Source organism: Telluria sp. AZSoR62 (assembly GCF_058111565.1).
In genome coordinates, this window is record NZ_JBYTST010000019.1 from 1 (window position 1) to 18550 (window position 18550).

Below are 18550 nucleotides of genomic sequence, written 5' to 3' on the forward strand. Positions count from 1 at the left end.
ATCCTGAAGAACACCACCTTCGGCGGCACCAAGCTGCTGGTGGGCGGCACCATCGCTTCGTCGATGACCTTCCAGATCGGCGCGTCGTCGAGCGAGACCATGGCCGTCAACCTGGGCACCGACGTGGCGCAAGTCGTCACCGACGTCAGCGCCGCCACCGTCAACTACGGTTCGGCCGCTACCGGTGCGGAACTGACCGGCGCCGCCAACGCCACCATCGGCACCCTGGAAACCGCGCTGGCTTCGGTTAACAAGGTCCGTTCGGGCCTGGGCGCTGCAGCGAACCGCCTGGAACACGTCTACAACAACCTGTCGAACATCAGCACCAACAGCAAGGCCGCTGCCGGCCTGATCATGGACGTCGACTTCGCCACCGAAAGCGCCAACATGACTTCCAGCCAGATGCTGCTGCAAGCCGGCACCGCCATGCTCAAGCAGTCGAACAGCATGTCGTCGATGGTCATGTCGCTCCTGCAGTAATCTTTCTTCTTGCCCGGTTCGCCGGGCGGATGTGGAAAAGCCAGCCTCCCGGGGCTGGCTTTGTCGTTTTCGGCATACCAAACAAATAATTTTGGCAAAGCTGCATCCAAATCCTTTCCTGGCGCGTAGAGCTCGTGTCACTACGACTTCCACTCCACAAAAAGGACCATGACCATGAACGACCAGCGCTTCGCCAAACTCATTCTTGTCTCCGCCATCGCCGCCGCACTGGCCGGCTGCGGCAGCAGCGACGACGACGACCAGGTCGCCGCGCCTGCGCCCTCCCCGACGCCTCCGGCGGTCTCGGTGGGCGACATGCTGGCCCTGACGGCCAGCAACCGGATCGTTTCCTTCGACCGCGCCGCGCCCGCGACCATCCGCTCCACCGCGGCGGTGACCGGCCTGCAGTCCGGCGAGAACCTGGTCGGCATCGACGTGCGCCCGGCAGACGGCCTGCTGTATGGCGTCGGCAGCAGCGGCCGCCTGTACACGATCGATCCCGCCACCGGCGCCGCCACCCTGAAATCGACCCTGAGCGTCGATGCGACCGACACCACGGCGCCCTTCACCGCCCTGTCCGGGACCGAGTTCGGCGTGGACTTCAATCCGGCGGCCGACCGCCTGCGCGTAGTGAGCAACACCGGCCAGAGCCTGCGCATCAATGTCGATACGGGCGCGACCACCACCGACGGCAACATCAACGGCGGCGCGGCGACCACCACCGTCACCGCTTCGGCCTACACCAATTCGTTTGCCGGCACGGGCGCCACCACCCTGTACGCGCTGGACAGCGCAACCGACACCCTCTACACCCAGAACCCGCCCAACAACGGCACCCTGGCCACGCCGGTTGCCCTGGGCGTGGACGCCGGCGGCGTGAACGGCTTCGACATCGACGCCCGCACCAACATGGGTTACGCAGTCTTGAACGTGGGCGGCGCACGCACCCTGTACGGCATCAACCTGGGCGCCACCGCCAATGCGGCCACCGCGATCGGCGCGCTGGGCATCAGCGAAGATGTGCGCGGCCTGGCCGCGCGCGCCACTGCGGCGCCGGTGGTGCTGGGCCTGACCGACGCCGGCCGCATCGTGGCCTTCCGTCCCGCCACGCCCAACAGCCTGACCCTCGACATCGGCGTGGCCGGGCTGAATGCGAATGAAACCCTGCTCGGGATCGATTTCCGGCCAAAGGACGGCCTGCTGTACGGGATCACGTCCGCCGCGCGCATCGTGACCATCGACGCGGCCACCGGCGTGGCCACGGTCAAGGCCAGCCTTGCGGCCGACGCTGCCGACGCCACCAATCCTTATACCGCCATCGCCGGCACCGCCTTTGCGGTGGACTTCAACCCGGTCGCCGACCGCCTGCGCGTGATCGGCAACACCGGGCAAAGCCTGCGCATCAATGTCGATACGGGGGCGACCACGACCGACGGCGCCGTCAACCGCGCAGGCGCCACGCCGGTCGTGACGGCCGCCGCCTACACCAACAGCGTCCCCGGCGCCACGACGACCCAGCTGTTCGACATCGATACCGACAGCGACAGCCTGGCCCTGCAGAATCCGCCGAACGACGGCGTGTTGGTCAATGTCGGCGCGCTGGGCGTGGCGGTGGCGGGCGACGTGGGCTTCGATATCGGCGGCGGCGCCAACGGGCTCGTACTGGCGGCCCTGCGGACCAGCGCGAGCGGTCCGTCGTCGCTGTACCGGATCGACCTGGCCACGGGCGCGGCCACGCTGGCGGGCGGCACGGCCAATCCGGCGCTGTCGGTCGTCGGCAGCAGCCTGGGCCTGCGCGACCTCGCGATCTCGCTGCGGTAATCCCCTGCCATCCCGGCTGCGGCCGGGATGGCGTTCAGATCATCTTGACGGCGCGGCCGATGAACAGGATAGGCCCGGTCGGACGCCCGATCGGCGAGCCGGCTTCCGGCTCGAGCGTGATCTCGAACAGCTGGTTCGGCGCCAGCGGCGGCAGGTCGCCCAGCGCCACCTCGACCGACTTGCCCGGCTGGACCAGTCCGAGCGAGACCGGTCCGGCCCAGCCGTCGCCCTTGGTCCAGAGCTGCAGCGAGCGCGCCGCCGGCAAGGCGGTGTCGCGCAGCGGCACCAGGCGCAGCTTGCCGCTGTCCTGCGACTGCAGCACCCAGCCCGGCGCCATGCTGCCGGGCGCGGCCAGCACCACCATGTAGCGCGGCGCCGGTGCGCCGGGCTGCTGCACCGTGATCACCGCCATGGCCGCCGCGGCGGCGAAACCGGCTGCGGCCAGGCTGCGCCACAGGCCGAGCCGGTCCCACCAGCCGGCGCGTGCCGGCCGGGCCGCTGCGGCTGCGATCGAGCCGGCAATGCGGCCCCACAGCTGCGGCGACGGTTCCACCGGTTCGGCCAGTCGCGTCAGGGGCAGCAGCCTGGCTTCCCATTGCGCCACCGAAGCGCGCAGTTCCGCATCGCGGGGCAGCGCCGCTTCCACTTCGCGCCGCTTCGGCAAGGGCAGGCAGCCCAGCACATATTCGCCGGCCAGGCCATCGAGTTCGTCGCGCTCGCGGTTCATCCCATGCACTCCCGCAGCGCGCTCAGGCCGCGCCGGATCCAGGTCTTGACCGTGCCGAGCGGCGTCTGCAGGCGCTCGGCGATCTCGCTGTGCGAGCAGCCGTCGACATAGGCGTACAGGATGCTGTTGCGCTTGACGGTGTCGAGGCCGACCAGGCAATCGTGCAGGCGGCCCAGATCCTGGTGCAGTTCGAAGGCGTCGGGCGCGCCACTGTCGGCCGCGGCTGCGCCGAGCGCGTCCAGCACCTCTTCGTCGACGCCGACTTCGCGCTCGCCGCTGCGCACCAGGCTCAGGGCCTGGTTGCGCACGACGCTGTAGATCCAGCCGCGGCCGGCGCCGCGCGCCGGGTCGAAGCTGTGGGCCCGGGTCCAGATGTTCAGGAAGGCGTCGTGCAGCACGTCTTCGGCGATCTGGCGGTGGCGCACGATGCGCAGCGCGACGCCCAGCAGGCTGCGGCCGTCGCGGTCGTAGATGCGGCGCAGCGCCGCCTGGTCGCCGCGGGCGCAGGCTGCCAGAGCGGTATCGTAGTCGAAGCTGTCGGCGGCGATCATGCCGGTAAGCCTGCTTGTATCAGTGCATCCATGGTCGGGTTCTCCTGTTGCCTGAATAATAAGGCATTGACCCTTCCCGGCGGAATTTTTTCGTCGGGAATCGCCGGCGATGCCGCGTGCGCGACCGGGTCAATGCCGGAGCACTTGGCGAAAGAGCTATTTTCCTTTATACATATCCGGTTTTCATCTCGATGAGCCGCCGACCCGCCGCATGAATTTCCAGCCACCTTCCCTGCGCCTGAGCGCGAACGCTGTCGTCAGCGCCACCTGCATCGTCGCCCTCCTGCATTTCGGGCGCGAAGTGCTCGAGCCGCTGGCCCTCGCGCTGATCCTCAGCCTGGTGCTGGCGCCGCTGGTGCGCAGCGTGACCCGGATCGGCCTGGCGCGCATGCCGGCCGTGCTGCTGTCGGTCGCGCTGGTGTCGACCTTCCTGACCGGCGTCGGCGCGGTGCTGGCGACCCAGCTGGTGACGATCACGCGCGACCTGCCGCAATACCGCAGCGCGATCCGCACCAAGGTCGCCAAGGTGCGCGAGGTGGTGGAGCGCCCGATCTCGCGCATCGAGGCCGAACTGAGCGCGGTGGCCCCGAGCCCCACGGTCGAGCCGGTACGTCCGCGCCGCGGCGGCAACCTGACGGCGACCGCGGCCAACACCGCCACCAGTGCGCCGGTGCCGGTCGAGGTGCGCACCCCGCGCACCATGAAGGACACGCTGGGGCGGATCGTCGGCCTGGTGTGGGGCCCGATCGGGGAAGCCGGCGTGGTGCTGATCCTGCTGGTGTTCATCCTGCTCGAACAGGGCTCCCTGCGCGACCGCCTGGTGCGCCTGGCCGGCCAGGCGGAAGTGAGCCGCACCATCCGTACGCTGGGCGACGCCGCGCAGGGCGTGTCGCGCTTTTTCTTCTCGCAGTTCGTGGTGAACGCCACCTTCGGCGCGGCCATCGGCCTGTCGCTGTGGCTGGTCGGCGTGCCCCACGCGGTGCTGTGGGGTGTGCTCAGCGGCGTGCTGCGCTTCGTGCCCTACCTGGGCGTGCTGCTGGCCGGCGCCATCATCGCCGTGTTCGTGGCCGCGATCGACCCGGGCTGGTCGCTGGCCGTCACCTGCCTGGCGATCTTCCTGGCCTTCGAGCTGGTGCTGGCCAATTTCATCGAGCCCAAGGTCTATGGCCACAGTTCCGGCCTGTCGCCGCTGGCCGTGATCGTCTCGGCCCTGTTCTGGGGCGCGCTGTGGGGGCCGGTCGGGCTGCTGCTGTCCACGCCATTGACCTTGTGCCTGGTGGTGGCCGGGCGCCACGTGCGCGCGCTGGCGCCGATCACCATCTTGCTGGGCGACGCGCCCAACATGTCGGACGCCGAGCGCTTCCACCAGCGCGTGCTGGCCGGCGAAGCCGACGAACTGACCAAGGATGCGCAGGCCTATGTGCGGCGCTACAGCTTCGCGCGCTATTGCGACCACGTGCTGCTGCCGGGCCTGCGCATGGCGGTGTCGGACCTCGGCACCGGGACCATCGACAAGCTCCAGCAGGACCGCATGCGCGCGGTGATCGCGAACATCGCCGAGACGGTGGCTTCGGCTACGGATTCAGGTGCGCGCACGCGGCGCAAGGCGGTGCCGCTGCTGGACGCGAACATCGGCGCCCACCTGCGCCAGATGCGCGAAGCCCGCTTCGGGCGCTGGCAGGGCTCGCTCGACGTCCCGAGCGGCTCGATCGTGCTGTGCGCCGGCCTGCCGTCCGAGCGCGACGAATTCCTCACCGAACTGCTGGTGCGCGCCCTGCGCGAAGCGGAGGTCGACGCCCGCAGCATCGTGGCGGGCGCGCCGCAAGAGCGGCCCGAAGGGGGCAACCCGGCGCTGGTGTCGACTGTCTTCATGACCTACCCGCGCCAGGACAATATCGAGGAATGGCTGGCGGCCGTCGCCGAATTGCGCGCCGACCTGCCGGAAGCCCTGATGGTCACCGTATTGTTGCCATATGACGAACAATTGCCCAAGCGCGCACTGGTGGAAGAACACGTCGACATGATCCTGCGTTCTTTCGAGGAAGGCCTGGCCTTCGTGGCGCCGGACCGCGTGGCCGTTTGACTGTGGCCTATTTCACCACCGCCATTACCGCGACCAATGTGCCGGAACCGGGCTCGATGGCCCTGCTGGGACTGGGACTGGCCGGCCTGGCCGGGCTGCGCCGCCGCAAGTAACAAACGGGCCTTGCTGCCTCCATGAAGAGCGCCGCTATTGCGGCGCTTTTTCATGTCGTCTTTATATTTCGTTGTTTTCGCGCAGTCCGGCGCTGGAAAATCTGACGAATTCGGCTCCAGCGCCACCGGTTCCTTTCTTTTCGCACGTAGAATGCTTTCCTAACGGCATTACTATGGAAGATCCGGGATCATGAAATCGGTACAACAAGAAGTCGACGAACGCAGCAACCTCACCGGCACCAACAAATTCGAGCTGCTGCTGTTCCGCCTCGGCGGCGACGAACATGGCGAGCGTAGCGAGCTGTTCGGCATTAACGTGTTCAAGATCCGCGAGATCGTCGCCATGCCGGCGATTACCGCCGTGGCCGGCGCAATGCCGCACGTGCTGGGCGTGGTCAACCTGCGCGGCCAGATCATCCAGGTGCTGGACCTGCCGGCAATCGCCGGCGTCAAGCCCAAGACCGGCCTGAACATCATGCTGGTCACGGAATTTGCCCGCACCACCCAGGCCTTCGCGGTCGAGAGCGTGGAAGAAATCGTGCGCCTGGACTGGAGCCAGGTGATGTCGGCCGAGCGCTGCGCCGGCAGCGGCATGGTCACCAGCATCGCCCGCCTGCCGAGCGAGAACGGCGACGAAGGCCGCCTGGCCCAGGTGCTCGACGTCGAGACCATCCTGCGCGACATGAACCCGGACTCGGGACCGGAGATCAACCAGCAGACGGTCGGCTCGAAAATCCAGATCAAGGCCGGCTCGGTCGTGCTGGCAGCCGACGATTCCGTGGTGGCCCGCGCCCTGATCGAAGAAGGCCTCAAGGCCATGGGCCTGCCCTACATCATGGCCAAGAGCGGCAAGGAAGCCTGGGACCAGCTCAACGCCATCGCCGCCACCGCCGAGGCCGAAGGCAAGACCGTGCACGACAAGGTCGCACTGGTGCTGACCGACCTGGAAATGCCGGAAATGGATGGTTTCACCCTGACCCGCAACATCAAGAAGAGCGGACGGTTCGGCGGCATCCCGGTCGTCATCCATTCCTCGCTGTCGGGCACGACGAACGAGGAACACGTCAAGAACGTCCAGGCCGACGCCTATGTCGCCAAGTTCTCGGCCGAAGAGCTGGCCGGGACCCTGCGCCGCCTGCTGCGCCAGTAATTCCTCACGGCTTTATTCATGCTTCATACACGCGGCGCGTCGAGAGACGCGCCGTTTGCATCTCAACCGCATGGATGCCAGTTTCGTTGTGTTGTAACAAACGCTAACATAATCGTCCCGTGCGCCGGGCTCCCGGTTGTACTATAGGCAACAAGCCGGTACGTAATCGGGGGTGCCGGCCAGGCAGGGGCTTTGCCTCTGCCGACCCGATTACGCAAGATGCGCGCGTGCATGCCGGTGCGCCTTCATGCAGAAAGTTTGCCAATGCCGCAACGACGACGAGATGACCAGACCGCTGTAACTGCCGAGTACGCCTTCTTCCTGGCGGAAACCCGAGGGCTGCGCTTCGCGCTGGACTACCTGGACAACTGCCACATCCCACGCGATATCCTGATCCGCGCCATCGAAGAGCCCGCGCGCCGCCGCCGCATCGAGCGCCGCCGCACGCCACGCAACGACTAGGCAGGCGTGGCAGTGCTTGTGCTGCCGAACCATTTCCACCTCTTCCACTGAGGCACGCCACACCGGTGCGCGCTGTGCTAATTTTGGCGCGATGGGAATGGGCCATGCAGCGCGTCTACCGTTGGCAGTCCGATGACGGCATCGGACTCGAGCACCTGACTTTGCAGCACCGCGACGACATCATCGTCGCGGAGGGCGTCGTCATCGGCGCCGACGAGAGCGGCCCCTTCGGCTGCAGCTACCGGATCTGCTGCGATGTGCGCTGGCGCGTGCGCGCGGTCGAGGTGCATGCCGCGGGCGGCGAGTCGCGCGTGCTCACCACCGACGGCGGCGGCGCCTGGCGCGACGGCGACGGCCTTGCCCTGCCCGACCTGGCGGGCTGCATCGACGTCGACATCTCCGCCACGCCCTTCACCAACACCCTTCCCATCCGCCGCCTCGGCGAGCACCTGGACCGGCGCACCAGCCTTGCTGTCGTCTACATTCCGGTGCCGACCCTGGAACTGGCGCGCGCCGACCAGGCCTATACGCGATTGGCCGAGCGCCGCTACCTGTACGAAGGGCCGGTTGGCGGCTTCCAGGCCGAGCTCGAGGTCGACCCCGACGGTCTGGTGGTGCACTACCCGGCGCTGTTCAGGCGCCTGCCCAGCCTGTCGTGAACCTGTCGATGGCCACCCGCGGGGAATGACTTGGGGTGGCGAAATGGCTATAATTTCGGTCTTCGCACCGAGGATCCCGCCATGTCTTTGCCAGCCCACCAGCTTGAACTCCTGTCGCCCGCCAAAACCGCCGAAATCGGCCGCGAGGCCATCCTGCACGGCGCCGATGCGGTGTATATCGGGGGCCCGGCTTTTGGCGCGCGCCACAACGCCAGCAATCCCCTGGAAGACATTGCCGGGCTGGTCGAGTTCGCCCACCGCTACCGCTCGCGCATCTTCGTGACCATGAACACGATCATGCACGACAGCGAACTGGAGCTGGCGCGCAAGCAGATACACGACTTGTATGACGCCGGCGTCGACGCCCTGATCATCCAGGACATGGGCCTGCTGGAACTGGACCTGCCGCCGATCCAGCTGCACGCCAGCACCCAGTGCGACATCCGCACCGTGGAGAAGGCCAGATTCCTGGGCGACGTCGGCTTTTCGCAGCTGGTGCTGGCGCGCGAGCTCACGGTCGAACAGATTCGCAAGATCCACGCCCAGGTCGACACCCCGCTCGAATACTTCGTGCACGGCGCCCTGTGCGTGGCCTTCTCGGGCCAGTGCTATATCTCGCACGCCGACACCGGCCGCAGCGCCAACCGCGGCGACTGCTCGCAGGCCTGCCGCCTGCCCTACACCCTGAGCGATGGCGAAGGCCGCGTGGTGGCCTATGAAAAGCACCTGCTGTCGATGAAGGACAACGACCAGAGCCGCAACCTGGAAGCCCTGGTCGATGCCGGCATCCGCTCGTTCAAGATCGAGGGCCGCTACAAGGACATGGGCTACGTCAAGAACATCACGGCCCACTACCGGCTGCTGCTCGACGAGCTGCTCGAGCGCCGGCCGGAATTCTCGCGCGCCGCCAGCGGCGCCACGCGCGTGCTGTTCAGCCCGGACGTGGACAAGAATTTCCACCGCGGCCATACCGATTATTTCGCGCTGGGCCGCCAGGAAGACATCGGCGCCTTCGATTCGCCCAAGTACATCGGCGTCGAGCTGGGCACGGTCACGCGCATCGGCGCGGACTTCATCGACCTGGCGACCAATGCGGCGATGGCCAATGGCGACGGCCTGAACTACATGAACAAGCGCGCCACCGTCGGCGTGCAGGCCAACAAGGCCGAAAAGCTCGGCGAAGACGAGGATGGCCAGCGCTGGCGCGTGTTCCCCAACGAGGTGCTGGGCAGCCTGCCGGGATTGAGGGTCGGCACCATCGTGCACCGCAACCGCGACCACCAGTGGGAATCGGCGCTCAACAAGAAGTCGTCCGAGCGCAAGGTGCGGGTCGACCTGACCCTGAGCGAACAGCCCGGCGGCCTGCGCCTGAGCGTGCGCGACGAGGATGGCATCGCGTCGATGCTCGACGCCCAGGTCGCGCTGCAGCCGGCCCAGCAGGCAGCCCAGGCCGAAGCCGGCTTGCGCGCCAGCCTCGCCAAGCTCGGCAACACGATGTTCGAGGCCGGCGCCGTGGAGCTGCAGCTGTCCCAGCCCTGGTTCGTGCCGTCGAGCGCGATCAACGCCCTGCGCCGCGACGCCATCCTTGCCCACGAAGCGGCGCGCCTGGCCGCCTGGGAGCGGCCGCAACGCAAACCCAGGGCCGAGCCGCCGGCGATCTACCCGGACCAGCAGCTGAGCTATCTCGCCAATGTCTACAATGAAAAAGCGCGCGCCTTCTATCACAAGCATGGCGTGCAGCTGATCGATGCGGCCTACGAATCGCACGAAGAGCCGGGCGAAGTGTCGCTGATGATCACCAAGCACTGCCTGCGCTTTTCCTTCAACCTGTGCCCGAAGCAGGCCAAGGGCGTCACCGGCGTGCAGGGGCAGGTCCGCGCCGAACCGATGACCCTGGTCAGCGGCAACGAGCGCTACACGCTGCGCTTCGACTGCAAGCCCTGCGAGATGCATGTGGTCGGCGCGATGAAGCAGAACATCCTGCAATCGCCCCCGCCTTCGGCCGTGGCCTACAGCCCCTTGACCTTCCACCGCCAGCGCCCGCGCGCCTGAACCGGCGCCTGAATGACCAACGCCGCCGGGTTGCCCCGGCGGCGTTGTTGTTCCTGCCTGCGCGTGTGGCCTTAATCGACCGTCGCGCCGCTGTCCTTGACGACCTTCGACCAGCGCACCGATTCGGCCTGCACGAACTTGCCGAAGGCTTCCGGCGACTCGCCCACGAATTCGGAGCCGGTATCGGCCAGCACCTTCTGGAACTCGGCCCCCTTCATGACCTTGATCGCTTCGGCGTTGATCTTGGCGACCACGGCCTTCGGCGTCTTGGCCGGGGCGAACATGCCGTACCAGGCGTAGGACTCGATGCCCGCCAGGCCCGCTTCGGCAAAGGTCGGCACGTCCGGCAGCAGCGGCGAGCGCTTGGCGCCGGAAATCGCAATCGCCTTGACCTTGCCGCTCTTGATGTGCGGCATGATCGCGATGGTGCTGTCGAACATGATCGGGATGTGGCCGCCGAGCAGGTCGGAAATGGCCGGCGCCGAGCCCTTGTAGGGAACGTGGGTCATCTGCAGCTTGCCCACGCTCGCGAACAGTTCGCTGGTCAGGTGCTGCGGCGTGCCGTTGCCCGACGAGCCGAACGAGAACTGGCCCTTCTTCGACTGGATGTGCGCCATCAGTTCCTTCAGGTTCTTGGCCGGCACCGATGGGTGGGCAACCAGGACCAGCGGCACGCGCAGCAGGTTGGTCACCGGCGCGAGGTCCTTGAGCGGATCGAAGTTCATGTTCTTGTACAGGCTCGGGTTGATCACGATCGGTGCGCTCGAGGTGATCAGGAGGGTCTTGCCGTCGCCCTGGGCGCGGGTGACCGCGGCCGTGCCGATATTGCCGCCGCCGCCGGCGCGGTTGTCGATCACGAAGGTCTGTCCCAGCGCCTGGGTCAGGCCCTTGGCCATCGGGCGCGCGGCGATGTCGGACGGACCGCCCGGCGGCCACGGCACGACCACCGTCACCGTCGAATCCGGCCAGGTTTGCGCGATGGCGCTCAGGGATAGTACCGACGTCGCCACAGCGAAAGCGAATTTCTTACCGGTGCCGAAGAGTAAACGCATAGTCTCCATCCTTCTATTGATGTATTGGCATGAGCGGCTAGTGTAGCGCATTCGACCCGCGATCACACGGGCTCATCGATGTGGTTTTCCACAGTGCCGAGGCGCGCGGTTTGGATATTTACAACGAAAAATGACGAATTTATCGATGAGGTAGTGATTTGCTACTGGAAATAGTTTATTCTGTAGGACATCTCCTACTCGAGCACTTCCATGGACCGCCGCTACCCTTACACCCGACGCCGCACCAAGCGTACACGCCTTCAACAGCGTGTGGCGGCGGCCCTGATGCTGGCCATCGCGGGCGGTACGCTGGGGTTTGCGCTGACGGGAGAGCCCGACCGGTTCGCAGCCGACGCTGCCCCGGCCGTGCTGGCCCTTGCTACCACGCCAGGCGCCACCGCTCCGGCCATGGCCGCGCCACGCCGCATCTACCCGTATTCGATCGTGCCGGGCGGCGCCGCGACCCAGACCGAGCTGGCGCGGGTGATTCGCACCGACAAGGTGGTAGCCGCCCATTACGCCAGCTTCGAGGTCGACAAGGCGCGTGTGGTGACCGTCGCCAAGCCGCGCGCGGTGCACGTGTCCTACCGCAAGGGCGACCAGGTGTACTGGACATCGAAGAAAGTCATGCTGGCCGAGGGCGAGACCCTGCTGTCCGACGGCAGCAATGAAATGCGGACGCGCTGCGCCAACCGGATTTCGGATGTGGCCCAGTTCCCGGTCGAGGCGCAGGAGCCCAGCGCCGAAATCCTCGATTCGATGGTCGAAGAATACGGTGACGGCGCGGCGCGCGCTGCGGACGCGCCGCTGCTTGCCGTGGCCGACAGCGCCGGCATGCTGCGCCACACCGGCCGCGGCATGCAGGCCCCGCTCGCGTCCGGCACTGGCGGCGGCGCACGCGCACTGGCCAACAGCGCCGGCAAACTGCCCTCCTCCAGCAGCAACACGGGCATGAACAGCATGACGCTCGCCCAGTTCGGTTCGTCCGGCAGCCTGGCTTCGCTGCTCGCTGCGGGGACCGTGGCGCCGGTCAGCGCCGGCTCGGCGCCGCCGACGCTGGAAGTGTCGGCCGATGCGCCTGTCGCGCCGCTCCCGGATGCGCCGGGCGGCCTGCCCCAGCAGGAAGCCACGCTGCCGGCGGCGTCGGGTCCGGCGTCCGATACGGCGGTCGGTACGGCGCCGCTTGCTGGCGGCACCGGCAGCACGCTGCCCGGCACCGTCGCTCCCTTCCTCCCCGGCGTCCAGCCGCCTGCCACCGGGGGCGTCGATGCACGCCCGCCTGCCAGCGGCGGTATTCCTGGCGGCGGCAGCGGCGGTGGCGGCAGCATCGTCGTTCCGCCAGGCGAGGCCGATGCCAAGCCGGGTCCCTTCATACCGGAGCCGAGCCTGGCCCTGCCGGCTCCCGCGGTGCCCACCGACGAGGAAGACCGGGATGCGGCCGAAGTGCCGGAGCCGCCTGGCTTCTGGCTGTTCGGCGCGGCGCTGGCCGGCATGGCGCTCCTGCGGCGCCGGCCCCGGGCCGCTTAAGCGGGAATCGCCAGGCCTGCGGCCACGGCAGGACGCTGGCGGAAGGCTTCCACCGCCGCCTGCAGCCGCGGGAAATCCTTGACGCCGACCAGTTCGCCGGCGTCGTAGAAGCCGATCAAGTTGTTCACCCACGGGAAGATCGCGATGTCGGCGATCGTGTATTCCTCCCCCGCCACCCACCGGTGCTTCGCCAGCTGGCCCTCGAGCACGCCCAGCAGGCGTTTGGTTTCCGCGGCGTAGCGGTCGCGCGGGCGCTTGTCTTCGTAGTCCTTGCCGGCGAACTTGTGGAAGAAGCCGAGCTGGCCGAACATCGGCCCGATCCCGCCCATCTGGAACATCAGCCACTGGATGGTGTGGTAGCGCGCGGCCGGATCGAGGGGCAGGAACTTGCCGGTCTTCTGGGCCAGGTAAATCAGGATGGCGCCGGACTCGAACAGCGCGAGCGGCTTGCCGCCCGGGCCGTCGGGGTCGATGATGGACGGGATCTTGTTGTTCGGGTTGAGCGCCAGGTAGGCCGGCGACATCTGGTCGTTGGTATCGAAGCTGACCTTGTGGGCTTCGTAGGGCAAGCCGGTCTCTTCCAGCATGATCGACACTTTCACGCCGTTGGGCGTGGGCAGCGAATACAGCTGGAGGCGCTCGGGATGCCGGGCGGGCCACTTGGTGCTGACGGGGAAGCTGGAAAGATCGGTCATGGCAGTCGGTGTGATGTTGAGGGACTGCCAACGATAGCAAACTTCCCCGCGGCGTGCCGAAGGCGGCCCGGTTGCCTGCCCTGCCGCTAGCCGAACAGCTTGTTGGCCATGCGCGCAATCAGTTCGCCCTGGTGTCGCGCGCCGCCCAGTTCCAGTTCGCTCGGCTGGCGTTCGCCCTTGCCGCCGGCGATGGTCGAGGCGCCGTAGGGGCTGCCGCCGACGATCTCGTCGAGCGTCATTTGCGCCTGGTAGCTGTACGGCAGGCCGACCACCGTCATGCCGAAGTGCAGCAGGTTGGTGATGATGGAAAACAGCGTGGTTTCCTGGCCTCCGTGCTGGGTCGCGGTGGAGGTGAAGGCGCCGCCCACCTTGCCGTTGAGCGCACCCTTGGCCCACAGCCCGCCGGTCTGGTCGAGGAAGGCCGCCATTTGCCCCGGCATGCGGCCGTAGCGGGTCGGCGCACCGATGATGATGGCGTCGTAGTCGGCCAGCTCGTTCGGCGTGGCGACCGGCGCATCCTGCTGCAGCTTGAAATGCGCATTCTTGGCGACCTCTTCCGGCACCGTTTCCGGCACCCGCTTCACCTCCACGGTGGCGCCGGCAGCGCGCGCGCCTTCGGCGACGGCCTTGGCCATGGTTTCGATATGACCATAGGTCGAGTAATACAGAACCAGGACTTTCGACATTGCTTTCCTCCCTTGGTTAGATACGTTGTTCATGAACTGCGAACCGACATTGTGTGCGGAAACGCCATTTCGTGCCGGGCGGCTCGCAGGGGCGTAAAAAAGGCCGCTTGCGCGGCCCTTGTCGGTGCTTTCACTTCGCCTCAGATCCACCAGATCAACAGGCCCAGGGCCACGACCAGCACGATGCGCACCAGGTTGTAGACGGTCTTGTTCCAGGCCTTCAGGCGGCGCCGGTACTGGCCCATGTAGAAGGAAATGCGGAACAGCTTGCTGACCAGGCCGACCTGGTCGCCCGTCTCGTTGGGCGAGGCGGCGGCGGTCATCACGGTGCGGCCGAACCAGCGGTTGAAGGCGCCCATCCAGCCAAAGCGCATCGGGCGCTCGATGTCGCAGAACAGGATGATGCGGTCGCTGTCGCTGCCGTTGATGGCCCAGTGGATGAAGGTTTCGTCGAAGATCACGCCCTGGCCGTCGCGCCAGCTATAGCGCTCGCCGTCGACCTCGATGAAGCAGCGGTCGTCGTTCGGCGTGGCCAGGCCCAGGTGGTAGCGCATCGAACCGGCAAAGGGATCGCGGTGCGGGTTGAGCTTGCCGCCCGGCGGCAGCTCGGCGAACATCGCGGCCTTGACGGTCGGGATCGATTGCAGCAGCGCATAGGTCTGCGGGCACAGGCGCTCGGCCGAGGGGTGGCTGGCGTCATACCATTTCAGGTAGAAGCGTTTCCAGCCGTTCTTGAAGAAGGAATTGAAGCCGGCGTCGTCGTTCTGCTCGGCGGCCTTGATCTTTTTCAGGGCCAGCAAATTCTCGGCCTCGGCGCGGATGACGGGCCAGTTCTCCTGCAGCTTCGCCAGTTCCGGGAAGGCGCTCACCGGAATGAACGGCGTACTCGGCACCTTGGAAAACTTGTGCATGAAGATGTTGATCGGCGCCATGAACGACGAATGGTCGAACAGCTGGCGACGAAACGGCAGGCGCACGCGGCCGCGGAAATGGATGTGCAGGATCGATAGGAAATAAAAGCCAACCACTACCCACTTCATCGCATCTCCCGTCCCAGCGCACAGGCGGCTGGCTTCTTAGCAAGGGACGCAGGATACCATAAGGGCCAGACAGCCGTTGAAGGCCGGGCTTTTGGCTAGAAGAAATTTTATGCCTGCAACGCGCCGACGATGAAGATCCTGCCGGCAGCAGGCAAGGACGTGCGAAGCGCGGCGGGATGCCCGGTTCGGGACCGGGCTGGGGAAACTCAGTGCTGAACCGAGGTGATGGCATACCCCTTTTCGTCGATCTGGCCGCTGACGTTCTCGATGTCGTAGTCGGGCAGCTGCTCGGCGCCGTCGTCGACCTCGATCGCCCGGACTTCGATTTCCCAGTCCGTGTTGGTCGCTTCTTCGGGGATGTTGCGTGCTTCCGGTACTGCCAGATAGGACAGCTTGCCGTCAGTTTCTGCTCTACGGTAAATATCCAGGCGCATAGTCGTTTCCTCAAGTCAAAGCCCCGCTTTCCCAATGAAAGAGGGGCAGTTCCACAGTAGAAGATTGAAACGCTGTCGTCTGTTAATTGACCCACACTCAGCCGGTGTCAGCGTCCGGGCGAGGCGCCGAGGATGCGGGCCGGCAGCAGGACAATGGCGCGCAGCAGCTCGAACACCGCCTCGACGCCCACGCCGAGCAGCCGGAACGGCAGCAAGAGCAGCCACACCAGCGGATACAGCACCAGGGCCAGCAGTGCAATGGGCCAGCACAGGAACAGCAGTACCAACCATAGCAGGAAACCTAACATTGTCCTCGCTCCTTTGAAATTGACGGCGCAGGAACACTCTAGAGGGTCAGGCGGGACGGAACAAACGCCGTGCGACAGGCGGGGGAAAAGGCGGGCTGGATGGGGGAATTCGCATGGTAAGCGGATTGCCCCCTACCGCCACCGGGGCCGGTGGCGGTGGCGGGTGCACAACTCACGCGTAGGCGGGAACGTCCCGGGCGACGTGCTGGTTGATCACCTGGGCGCGCAGGGAGGCCTGCAGCGAAGGGATCGAGCCGCCGGCGCGGTACTGGAAGGCGATGTGCAGCAGGTCGCCCGCCACCACCTTGACCGGCTGCTCCATCGGCAGCGTCATGTAGTGGTTGAGCCAGTCGATCGTGTTCGATTCTTCCTGCACGACTGCCAGCACGTTCTTGGTGATGAAGCGCATCGCGTTGAGCGTGCCGCTCTTTTCGACCACGATCGCGCCTTCCCAGGCGAACATGCTGTCCACCGGCTGGCTGAAGTCGATCAGGCTGTACACCGCCGGCTGGGCCAGCTCCACCGTGCCCGGGTAGATGACGTTGGTTTCCTGGAACTGCACGATCGGCGCGTGGAAGCCCTCGAAATCGTATTCCTGCTCGACCGGCTGGGCCGCCATGATCACGGCTTCGGGCAGGAAGACCGGCAGCGGGCCGCCGAACTTGGCCAGGTAGCGGCGCTTGAACGATTCGATGACCTCGACCTGCTTTTCGCGCAGCATGGCCACGTGGATCATTTCGCAGATCACGACGTCGACCGGCTCCGGCGGCAGGTAGTCGAAGGCGTCGGCGTGGATGACCTCGACCTTGTGGCCGTTCGGATTAATCGCCAGGAACTTGCGCGCCTCGCGCACCATGTCGGGATTGAACTCGACGCAATAGACCTTGCTCGCTGCCTGGGCTGCGAAGAAGGACAGCACGCCGGTGCCGCCGCCCAGTTCCAGCACCTTGGCGCCCGGCTTGACCGCGTAGTGGATGGCGGACTTGAAGCTGTGCATCCGGTTCTGGTCCATCAGCATATTGTGATGGTAATGGACTGGAATGAACTGCCCCAGGTAGCAGCTTTCGATTTCGCGTTCGTTCAGCATGGTGTTCCTTTGCCCTTACGGCTTGTACGGTAAGGCCATTATGGACAAGGAAGCACCGGGCCGATTGGCCGAGCTGGGGGGTGTTTACCGCCTAGTTCCGCGCGGCAATGCTGAAGAGCTATAGTTTGAAGCCGTCGATCGTGGCGGCGATGTCCTTGCGGCCGGCGCGTTCGGCGATCCGGGCGGCGGTGAGCCCTTCGGAATTCTTCAGGCGGGGATCGGCGCCCTGCTCCAGCAGGAAGACCGCCACCTCCGGCTTGCCTTCGCGCGCCGCCATCATCAGGGGCGTGTAGGCGCCGCTCTGCAGCGGCGACAGGGCGTCCAGTTTGGCCTTGCGCTCGAGGAGCAGGCGGGCGATGGCGACGTCGCCGCCGGCGGCGGCGTAGTGCAACGGCGTCCAGCCCGGACGGTTGACCTTCGCGCCCCGGGCCAGCAAGGCGGCGGCCGCCTCGCGATTCGGCTTGTAGGCGGCCATCATCAGGGCGGTATTGCCGTTCATCGCCGTGGTTTCCAGGTCGATGGCCGGATGGGCCAGCAAATGCGCGAACACCCGCTTCGCGTCTTCGCGCACGGCGATAACGAGGGCCGGCTCGCCGCCCGCCGGGTTGATGAGATTGGGATCGACCGCGCCGGCTGCCAGTTGCTCGACCTTCTTCACGTCGTCGAGCTGGACGGCGCGGAAGAACGCGGCGACTTCGCCGGGCGTGGCCGCCAGGGCCAGGCTCCCGGGGAGCGTTGCGGCCAGCAGGCAGCCGAGCAGGAGCGTGCGGCGGGTCGTGATCATGTTCATGCTTGCGCAGTGCTGAACAGCGTGAAGAAATTCTCGCTGGTCCGGTCCGCGACCTCGCGCAGCGACACGCCCTTGAGGGTGGCAATGTATTCGCCGACGTGGGCGACGTAGCCAGGCTCGTTCATGCGCCCGCGAAACGGCACCGGCGCCAGGTAGGGCGAATCGGTTTCGATCAGCATGCGCTCGAGCGGCACGGCCCTGGCCACTTCCTGCAATTCCTTGGCGCTCTTGAACGTGACGATGCCCGAGAACGAGATATAAAAGCCCTGCTCCATGGCCGCCTGCGCGACTTCCAGCGACTCCGTGAAGCAGTGCATGACGCCCGCTACGCCGCCGGCACCCGTGCCGGCGCCCTCTTCCTGCATGATGCGGATCGTGTCGGCGCTGGCCGCGCGGGTATGAATGATGAGCGGCTTGCGGGTTTCGCGCGAGGCCCGGATATGGGTGCGGAAGCGCTCGCGCTGCCACTCCAGGTCGCCCTCGAGGCGGTAGTAATCCAGGCCGGTCTCGCCGATGGCGATGATCTTTGGGTGGTTCGACAATTCCACCAGCTGCTGCACCGTGGGTTCGGGCGTGTCTTCGTAGTCGGGATGCACGCCGACCGAAGCGTAGATATGCCGATGCTGCTCGGCCAGTGCGAGCACCTGGGGAAAGTCCGGCAGGTCGACCGAGACGCACAGCGCATACGTGACCTTGTTCTCGGCCATCTTGGCCAGGATCTCGGGCATGCGGGCGTTCAGTTCCGGGAAATTGATATGGCAGTGGGAATCGATGAACATGCCAATATTGTACCCGAGGCCCGACACGGGCCTTGGCGAGTCGCGCTTGGGCGC

20 protein-coding genes are annotated in these 18550 nt (G+C 66.4%); 9 read left to right on the forward strand and 11 right to left on the reverse strand.

Annotation, left to right across the window (positions count from 1 at the left end; translation table 11 throughout):
* Both AC3XQU_RS21490 and AC3XQU_RS21495 read left to right on the forward strand, forming a co-directional pair.
* The coding region (locus AC3XQU_RS21490; RefSeq protein WP_489876194.1) for a flagellin at nt 1-480 on the forward strand (480 nt) is incomplete at its 5' end.
* Between the two features lie 168 nt (nt 481-648).
* Nucleotides 649-2301, forward strand: a complete 1653-nt coding sequence (locus AC3XQU_RS21495) for a DUF4394 domain-containing protein (RefSeq protein WP_489876195.1) — start codon at nt 649-651, stop codon at nt 2299-2301.
* A 34-nt stretch (nt 2302-2335) separates the two neighbouring features.
* On the opposite strand, the gene AC3XQU_RS21500 is transcribed toward AC3XQU_RS21495, so the two are convergent.
* The gene (locus AC3XQU_RS21500; protein ID WP_489876196.1) at nt 2336-3028 is read right to left on the reverse strand and encodes an anti-sigma factor; all 693 of its coding nucleotides are present in this window, start codon (nt 3026-3028) and stop codon (nt 2336-2338) included.
* Nucleotides 3025-3579, reverse strand: a complete 555-nt coding sequence (locus AC3XQU_RS21505; RefSeq protein ID WP_489876197.1) for a sigma-70 family RNA polymerase sigma factor — start codon at nt 3577-3579, stop codon at nt 3025-3027. The genes AC3XQU_RS21500 and AC3XQU_RS21505 overlap by 4 nt, the downstream gene beginning before the upstream one ends.
* A 211-nt stretch (nt 3580-3790) precedes the next feature.
* Here AC3XQU_RS21505 and AC3XQU_RS21510 point away from each other — a divergent pair, with 211 nt between their 5' ends.
* The 6 genes from AC3XQU_RS21510 (at nt 3791) to AC3XQU_RS21535 (ending at nt 10098) form a co-directional block, all read left to right on the forward strand.
* Nucleotides 3791-5662, forward strand: coding sequence for an AI-2E family transporter (locus AC3XQU_RS21510; RefSeq protein WP_489876198.1), 1872 nt, complete (start codon nt 3791-3793; stop codon nt 5660-5662).
* A gap of 2 nt (nt 5663-5664) precedes the next feature.
* Nucleotides 5665-5775, forward strand: coding sequence for a PEP-CTERM sorting domain-containing protein (locus AC3XQU_RS21515; RefSeq protein WP_489876199.1), 111 nt, complete (start codon nt 5665-5667; stop codon nt 5773-5775).
* A gap of 190 nt (nt 5776-5965) precedes the next feature.
* Nucleotides 5966-6925 carry a chemotaxis protein gene (locus AC3XQU_RS21520; protein ID WP_489876200.1) on the forward strand — a complete coding sequence of 320 codons (960 nt, stop codon included), beginning with the start codon at nt 5966-5968 and terminating at the stop codon, nt 6923-6925.
* A gap of 264 nt (nt 6926-7189) precedes the next feature.
* Nucleotides 7190-7387, forward strand: coding sequence for a hypothetical protein (locus AC3XQU_RS21525; protein WP_489876201.1), 198 nt, complete (start codon nt 7190-7192; stop codon nt 7385-7387).
* 104 nt (nt 7388-7491) lie between these two features.
* Nucleotides 7492-8046: a putative glycolipid-binding domain-containing protein gene (locus tag AC3XQU_RS21530; RefSeq protein WP_489876202.1), complete on the forward strand. Its 555-nt coding sequence runs from the start codon at nt 7492-7494 to the stop codon at nt 8044-8046.
* Between the two features lie 81 nt (nt 8047-8127).
* Nucleotides 8128-10098: a peptidase U32 family protein gene (locus AC3XQU_RS21535; protein WP_489876203.1), complete on the forward strand. Its 1971-nt coding sequence runs from the start codon at nt 8128-8130 to the stop codon at nt 10096-10098.
* 71 nt (nt 10099-10169) lie between these two features.
* Here the strand turns inward: AC3XQU_RS21535 and AC3XQU_RS21540 are convergent, their stop codons facing one another.
* Nucleotides 10170-11150: a Bug family tripartite tricarboxylate transporter substrate binding protein gene (locus tag AC3XQU_RS21540; RefSeq protein ID WP_489876204.1), complete on the reverse strand. Its 981-nt coding sequence runs from the start codon at nt 11148-11150 to the stop codon at nt 10170-10172.
* Between the two features lie 210 nt (nt 11151-11360).
* Between AC3XQU_RS21540 and AC3XQU_RS21545 the strand changes: the two genes are divergently transcribed.
* Complete coding sequence (locus tag AC3XQU_RS21545; RefSeq protein WP_489876205.1) at nt 11361-12677, forward strand: PEP-CTERM sorting domain-containing protein; 1317 nt, start codon at nt 11361-11363, stop codon at nt 12675-12677.
* Here the strand turns inward: AC3XQU_RS21545 and AC3XQU_RS21550 are convergent.
* The 8 genes from AC3XQU_RS21550 to AC3XQU_RS21585 all read right to left on the reverse strand — a co-directional run bounded on the left by AC3XQU_RS21550 (nt 12674) and on the right by AC3XQU_RS21585 (nt 18496).
* The gene (locus AC3XQU_RS21550) at nt 12674-13372 is read right to left on the reverse strand and encodes a glutathione S-transferase N-terminal domain-containing protein (RefSeq protein WP_489876206.1); all 699 of its coding nucleotides are present in this window, start codon (nt 13370-13372) and stop codon (nt 12674-12676) included. The two genes, AC3XQU_RS21545 and AC3XQU_RS21550, sit on opposite strands and share 4 nt — an antisense overlap.
* 86 nt (nt 13373-13458) lie before the next feature.
* Nucleotides 13459-14058, reverse strand: coding sequence for an NAD(P)H:quinone oxidoreductase (wrbA, locus tag AC3XQU_RS21555; protein WP_489876207.1), 600 nt, complete (start codon nt 14056-14058; stop codon nt 13459-13461).
* Between the two features lie 140 nt (nt 14059-14198).
* A complete protein-coding gene (lpxO, locus tag AC3XQU_RS21560; RefSeq protein ID WP_489876208.1) occupies nt 14199-15098 on the reverse strand; it encodes a lipid A hydroxylase LpxO in 900 nt (299 codons plus the stop codon).
* A gap of 206 nt (nt 15099-15304) precedes the next feature.
* Nucleotides 15305-15532 carry a DUF6139 family protein gene (locus AC3XQU_RS21565; RefSeq protein ID WP_489876209.1) on the reverse strand — a complete coding sequence of 76 codons (228 nt, stop codon included), beginning with the start codon at nt 15530-15532 and terminating at the stop codon, nt 15305-15307.
* A gap of 107 nt (nt 15533-15639) precedes the next feature.
* On the reverse strand, nt 15640-15840 hold the full coding sequence (locus AC3XQU_RS21570) for a hypothetical protein (protein ID WP_489876210.1): 201 nt from the start codon (nt 15838-15840) through the stop codon (nt 15640-15642).
* Between the two features lie 172 nt (nt 15841-16012).
* Nucleotides 16013-16927, reverse strand: a complete 915-nt coding sequence (locus tag AC3XQU_RS21575; protein ID WP_489876211.1) for a class I SAM-dependent methyltransferase — start codon at nt 16925-16927, stop codon at nt 16013-16015.
* A 118-nt stretch (nt 16928-17045) separates the two neighbouring features.
* Nucleotides 17046-17717 (reverse strand): ankyrin repeat domain-containing protein, encoded by a 672-nt coding sequence (locus AC3XQU_RS21580; protein WP_489876212.1) that lies wholly within the window; start codon nt 17715-17717, stop codon nt 17046-17048.
* Entirely contained in the window at nt 17714-18496 is a 783-nt protein-coding gene (locus tag AC3XQU_RS21585) for a TatD family hydrolase (RefSeq protein WP_489876213.1), read from the reverse strand. Before AC3XQU_RS21585 ends, AC3XQU_RS21580 begins: the two co-directional genes overlap by 4 nt.
* Nucleotides 18497-18550 lie beyond the last annotated feature (54 nt).

Excerpts from the sequence above, each read along its gene's own strand:
- AC3XQU_RS21505 (WP_489876197.1), bottom strand. The coding sequence starts at position 3,579 with ATGATCGCCGCCGACAGCTTCGACTACGATACCGCTCTGGCAGCCTGC.
- wrbA (WP_489876207.1), bottom strand. The coding sequence starts at position 14,058 with ATGTCGAAAGTCCTGGTTCTGTATTACTCGACCTATGGTCATATCGAA.
- AC3XQU_RS21585 (WP_489876213.1), bottom strand. The coding sequence starts at position 18,496 with ATGTTCATCGATTCCCACTGCCATATCAATTTCCCGGAACTGAACGCC.
- AC3XQU_RS21495 (WP_489876195.1), top strand. The coding sequence starts at position 649 with ATGACCATGAACGACCAGCGCTTCGCCAAACTCATTCTTGTCTCCGCC.
- AC3XQU_RS21510 (WP_489876198.1), top strand. The coding sequence starts at position 3,791 with ATGAATTTCCAGCCACCTTCCCTGCGCCTGAGCGCGAACGCTGTCGTC.
- AC3XQU_RS21520 (WP_489876200.1), top strand. The coding sequence starts at position 5,966 with ATGAAATCGGTACAACAAGAAGTCGACGAACGCAGCAACCTCACCGGC.
- AC3XQU_RS21570 (WP_489876210.1), bottom strand. The coding sequence starts at position 15,840 with ATGTTAGGTTTCCTGCTATGGTTGGTACTGCTGTTCCTGTGCTGGCCC.
- AC3XQU_RS21550 (WP_489876206.1), bottom strand. The coding sequence starts at position 13,372 with ATGACCGATCTTTCCAGCTTCCCCGTCAGCACCAAGTGGCCCGCCCGG.
- lpxO (WP_489876208.1), bottom strand. The coding sequence starts at position 15,098 with ATGAAGTGGGTAGTGGTTGGCTTTTATTTCCTATCGATCCTGCACATC.
- AC3XQU_RS21535 (WP_489876203.1), top strand. The coding sequence starts at position 8,128 with ATGTCTTTGCCAGCCCACCAGCTTGAACTCCTGTCGCCCGCCAAAACC.
- AC3XQU_RS21580 (WP_489876212.1), bottom strand. The coding sequence starts at position 17,717 with ATGAACATGATCACGACCCGCCGCACGCTCCTGCTCGGCTGCCTGCTG.
- AC3XQU_RS21540 (WP_489876204.1), bottom strand. The coding sequence starts at position 11,150 with ATGCGTTTACTCTTCGGCACCGGTAAGAAATTCGCTTTCGCTGTGGCG.
- AC3XQU_RS21525 (WP_489876201.1), top strand. The coding sequence starts at position 7,190 with ATGCCGCAACGACGACGAGATGACCAGACCGCTGTAACTGCCGAGTAC.
- AC3XQU_RS21545 (WP_489876205.1), top strand. The coding sequence starts at position 11,361 with ATGGACCGCCGCTACCCTTACACCCGACGCCGCACCAAGCGTACACGC.
- AC3XQU_RS21500 (WP_489876196.1), bottom strand. The coding sequence starts at position 3,028 with ATGAACCGCGAGCGCGACGAACTCGATGGCCTGGCCGGCGAATATGTG.
- AC3XQU_RS21575 (WP_489876211.1), bottom strand. The coding sequence starts at position 16,927 with ATGCTGAACGAACGCGAAATCGAAAGCTGCTACCTGGGGCAGTTCATT.
- AC3XQU_RS21530 (WP_489876202.1), top strand. The coding sequence starts at position 7,492 with ATGCAGCGCGTCTACCGTTGGCAGTCCGATGACGGCATCGGACTCGAG.
- AC3XQU_RS21565 (WP_489876209.1), bottom strand. The coding sequence starts at position 15,532 with ATGCGCCTGGATATTTACCGTAGAGCAGAAACTGACGGCAAGCTGTCC.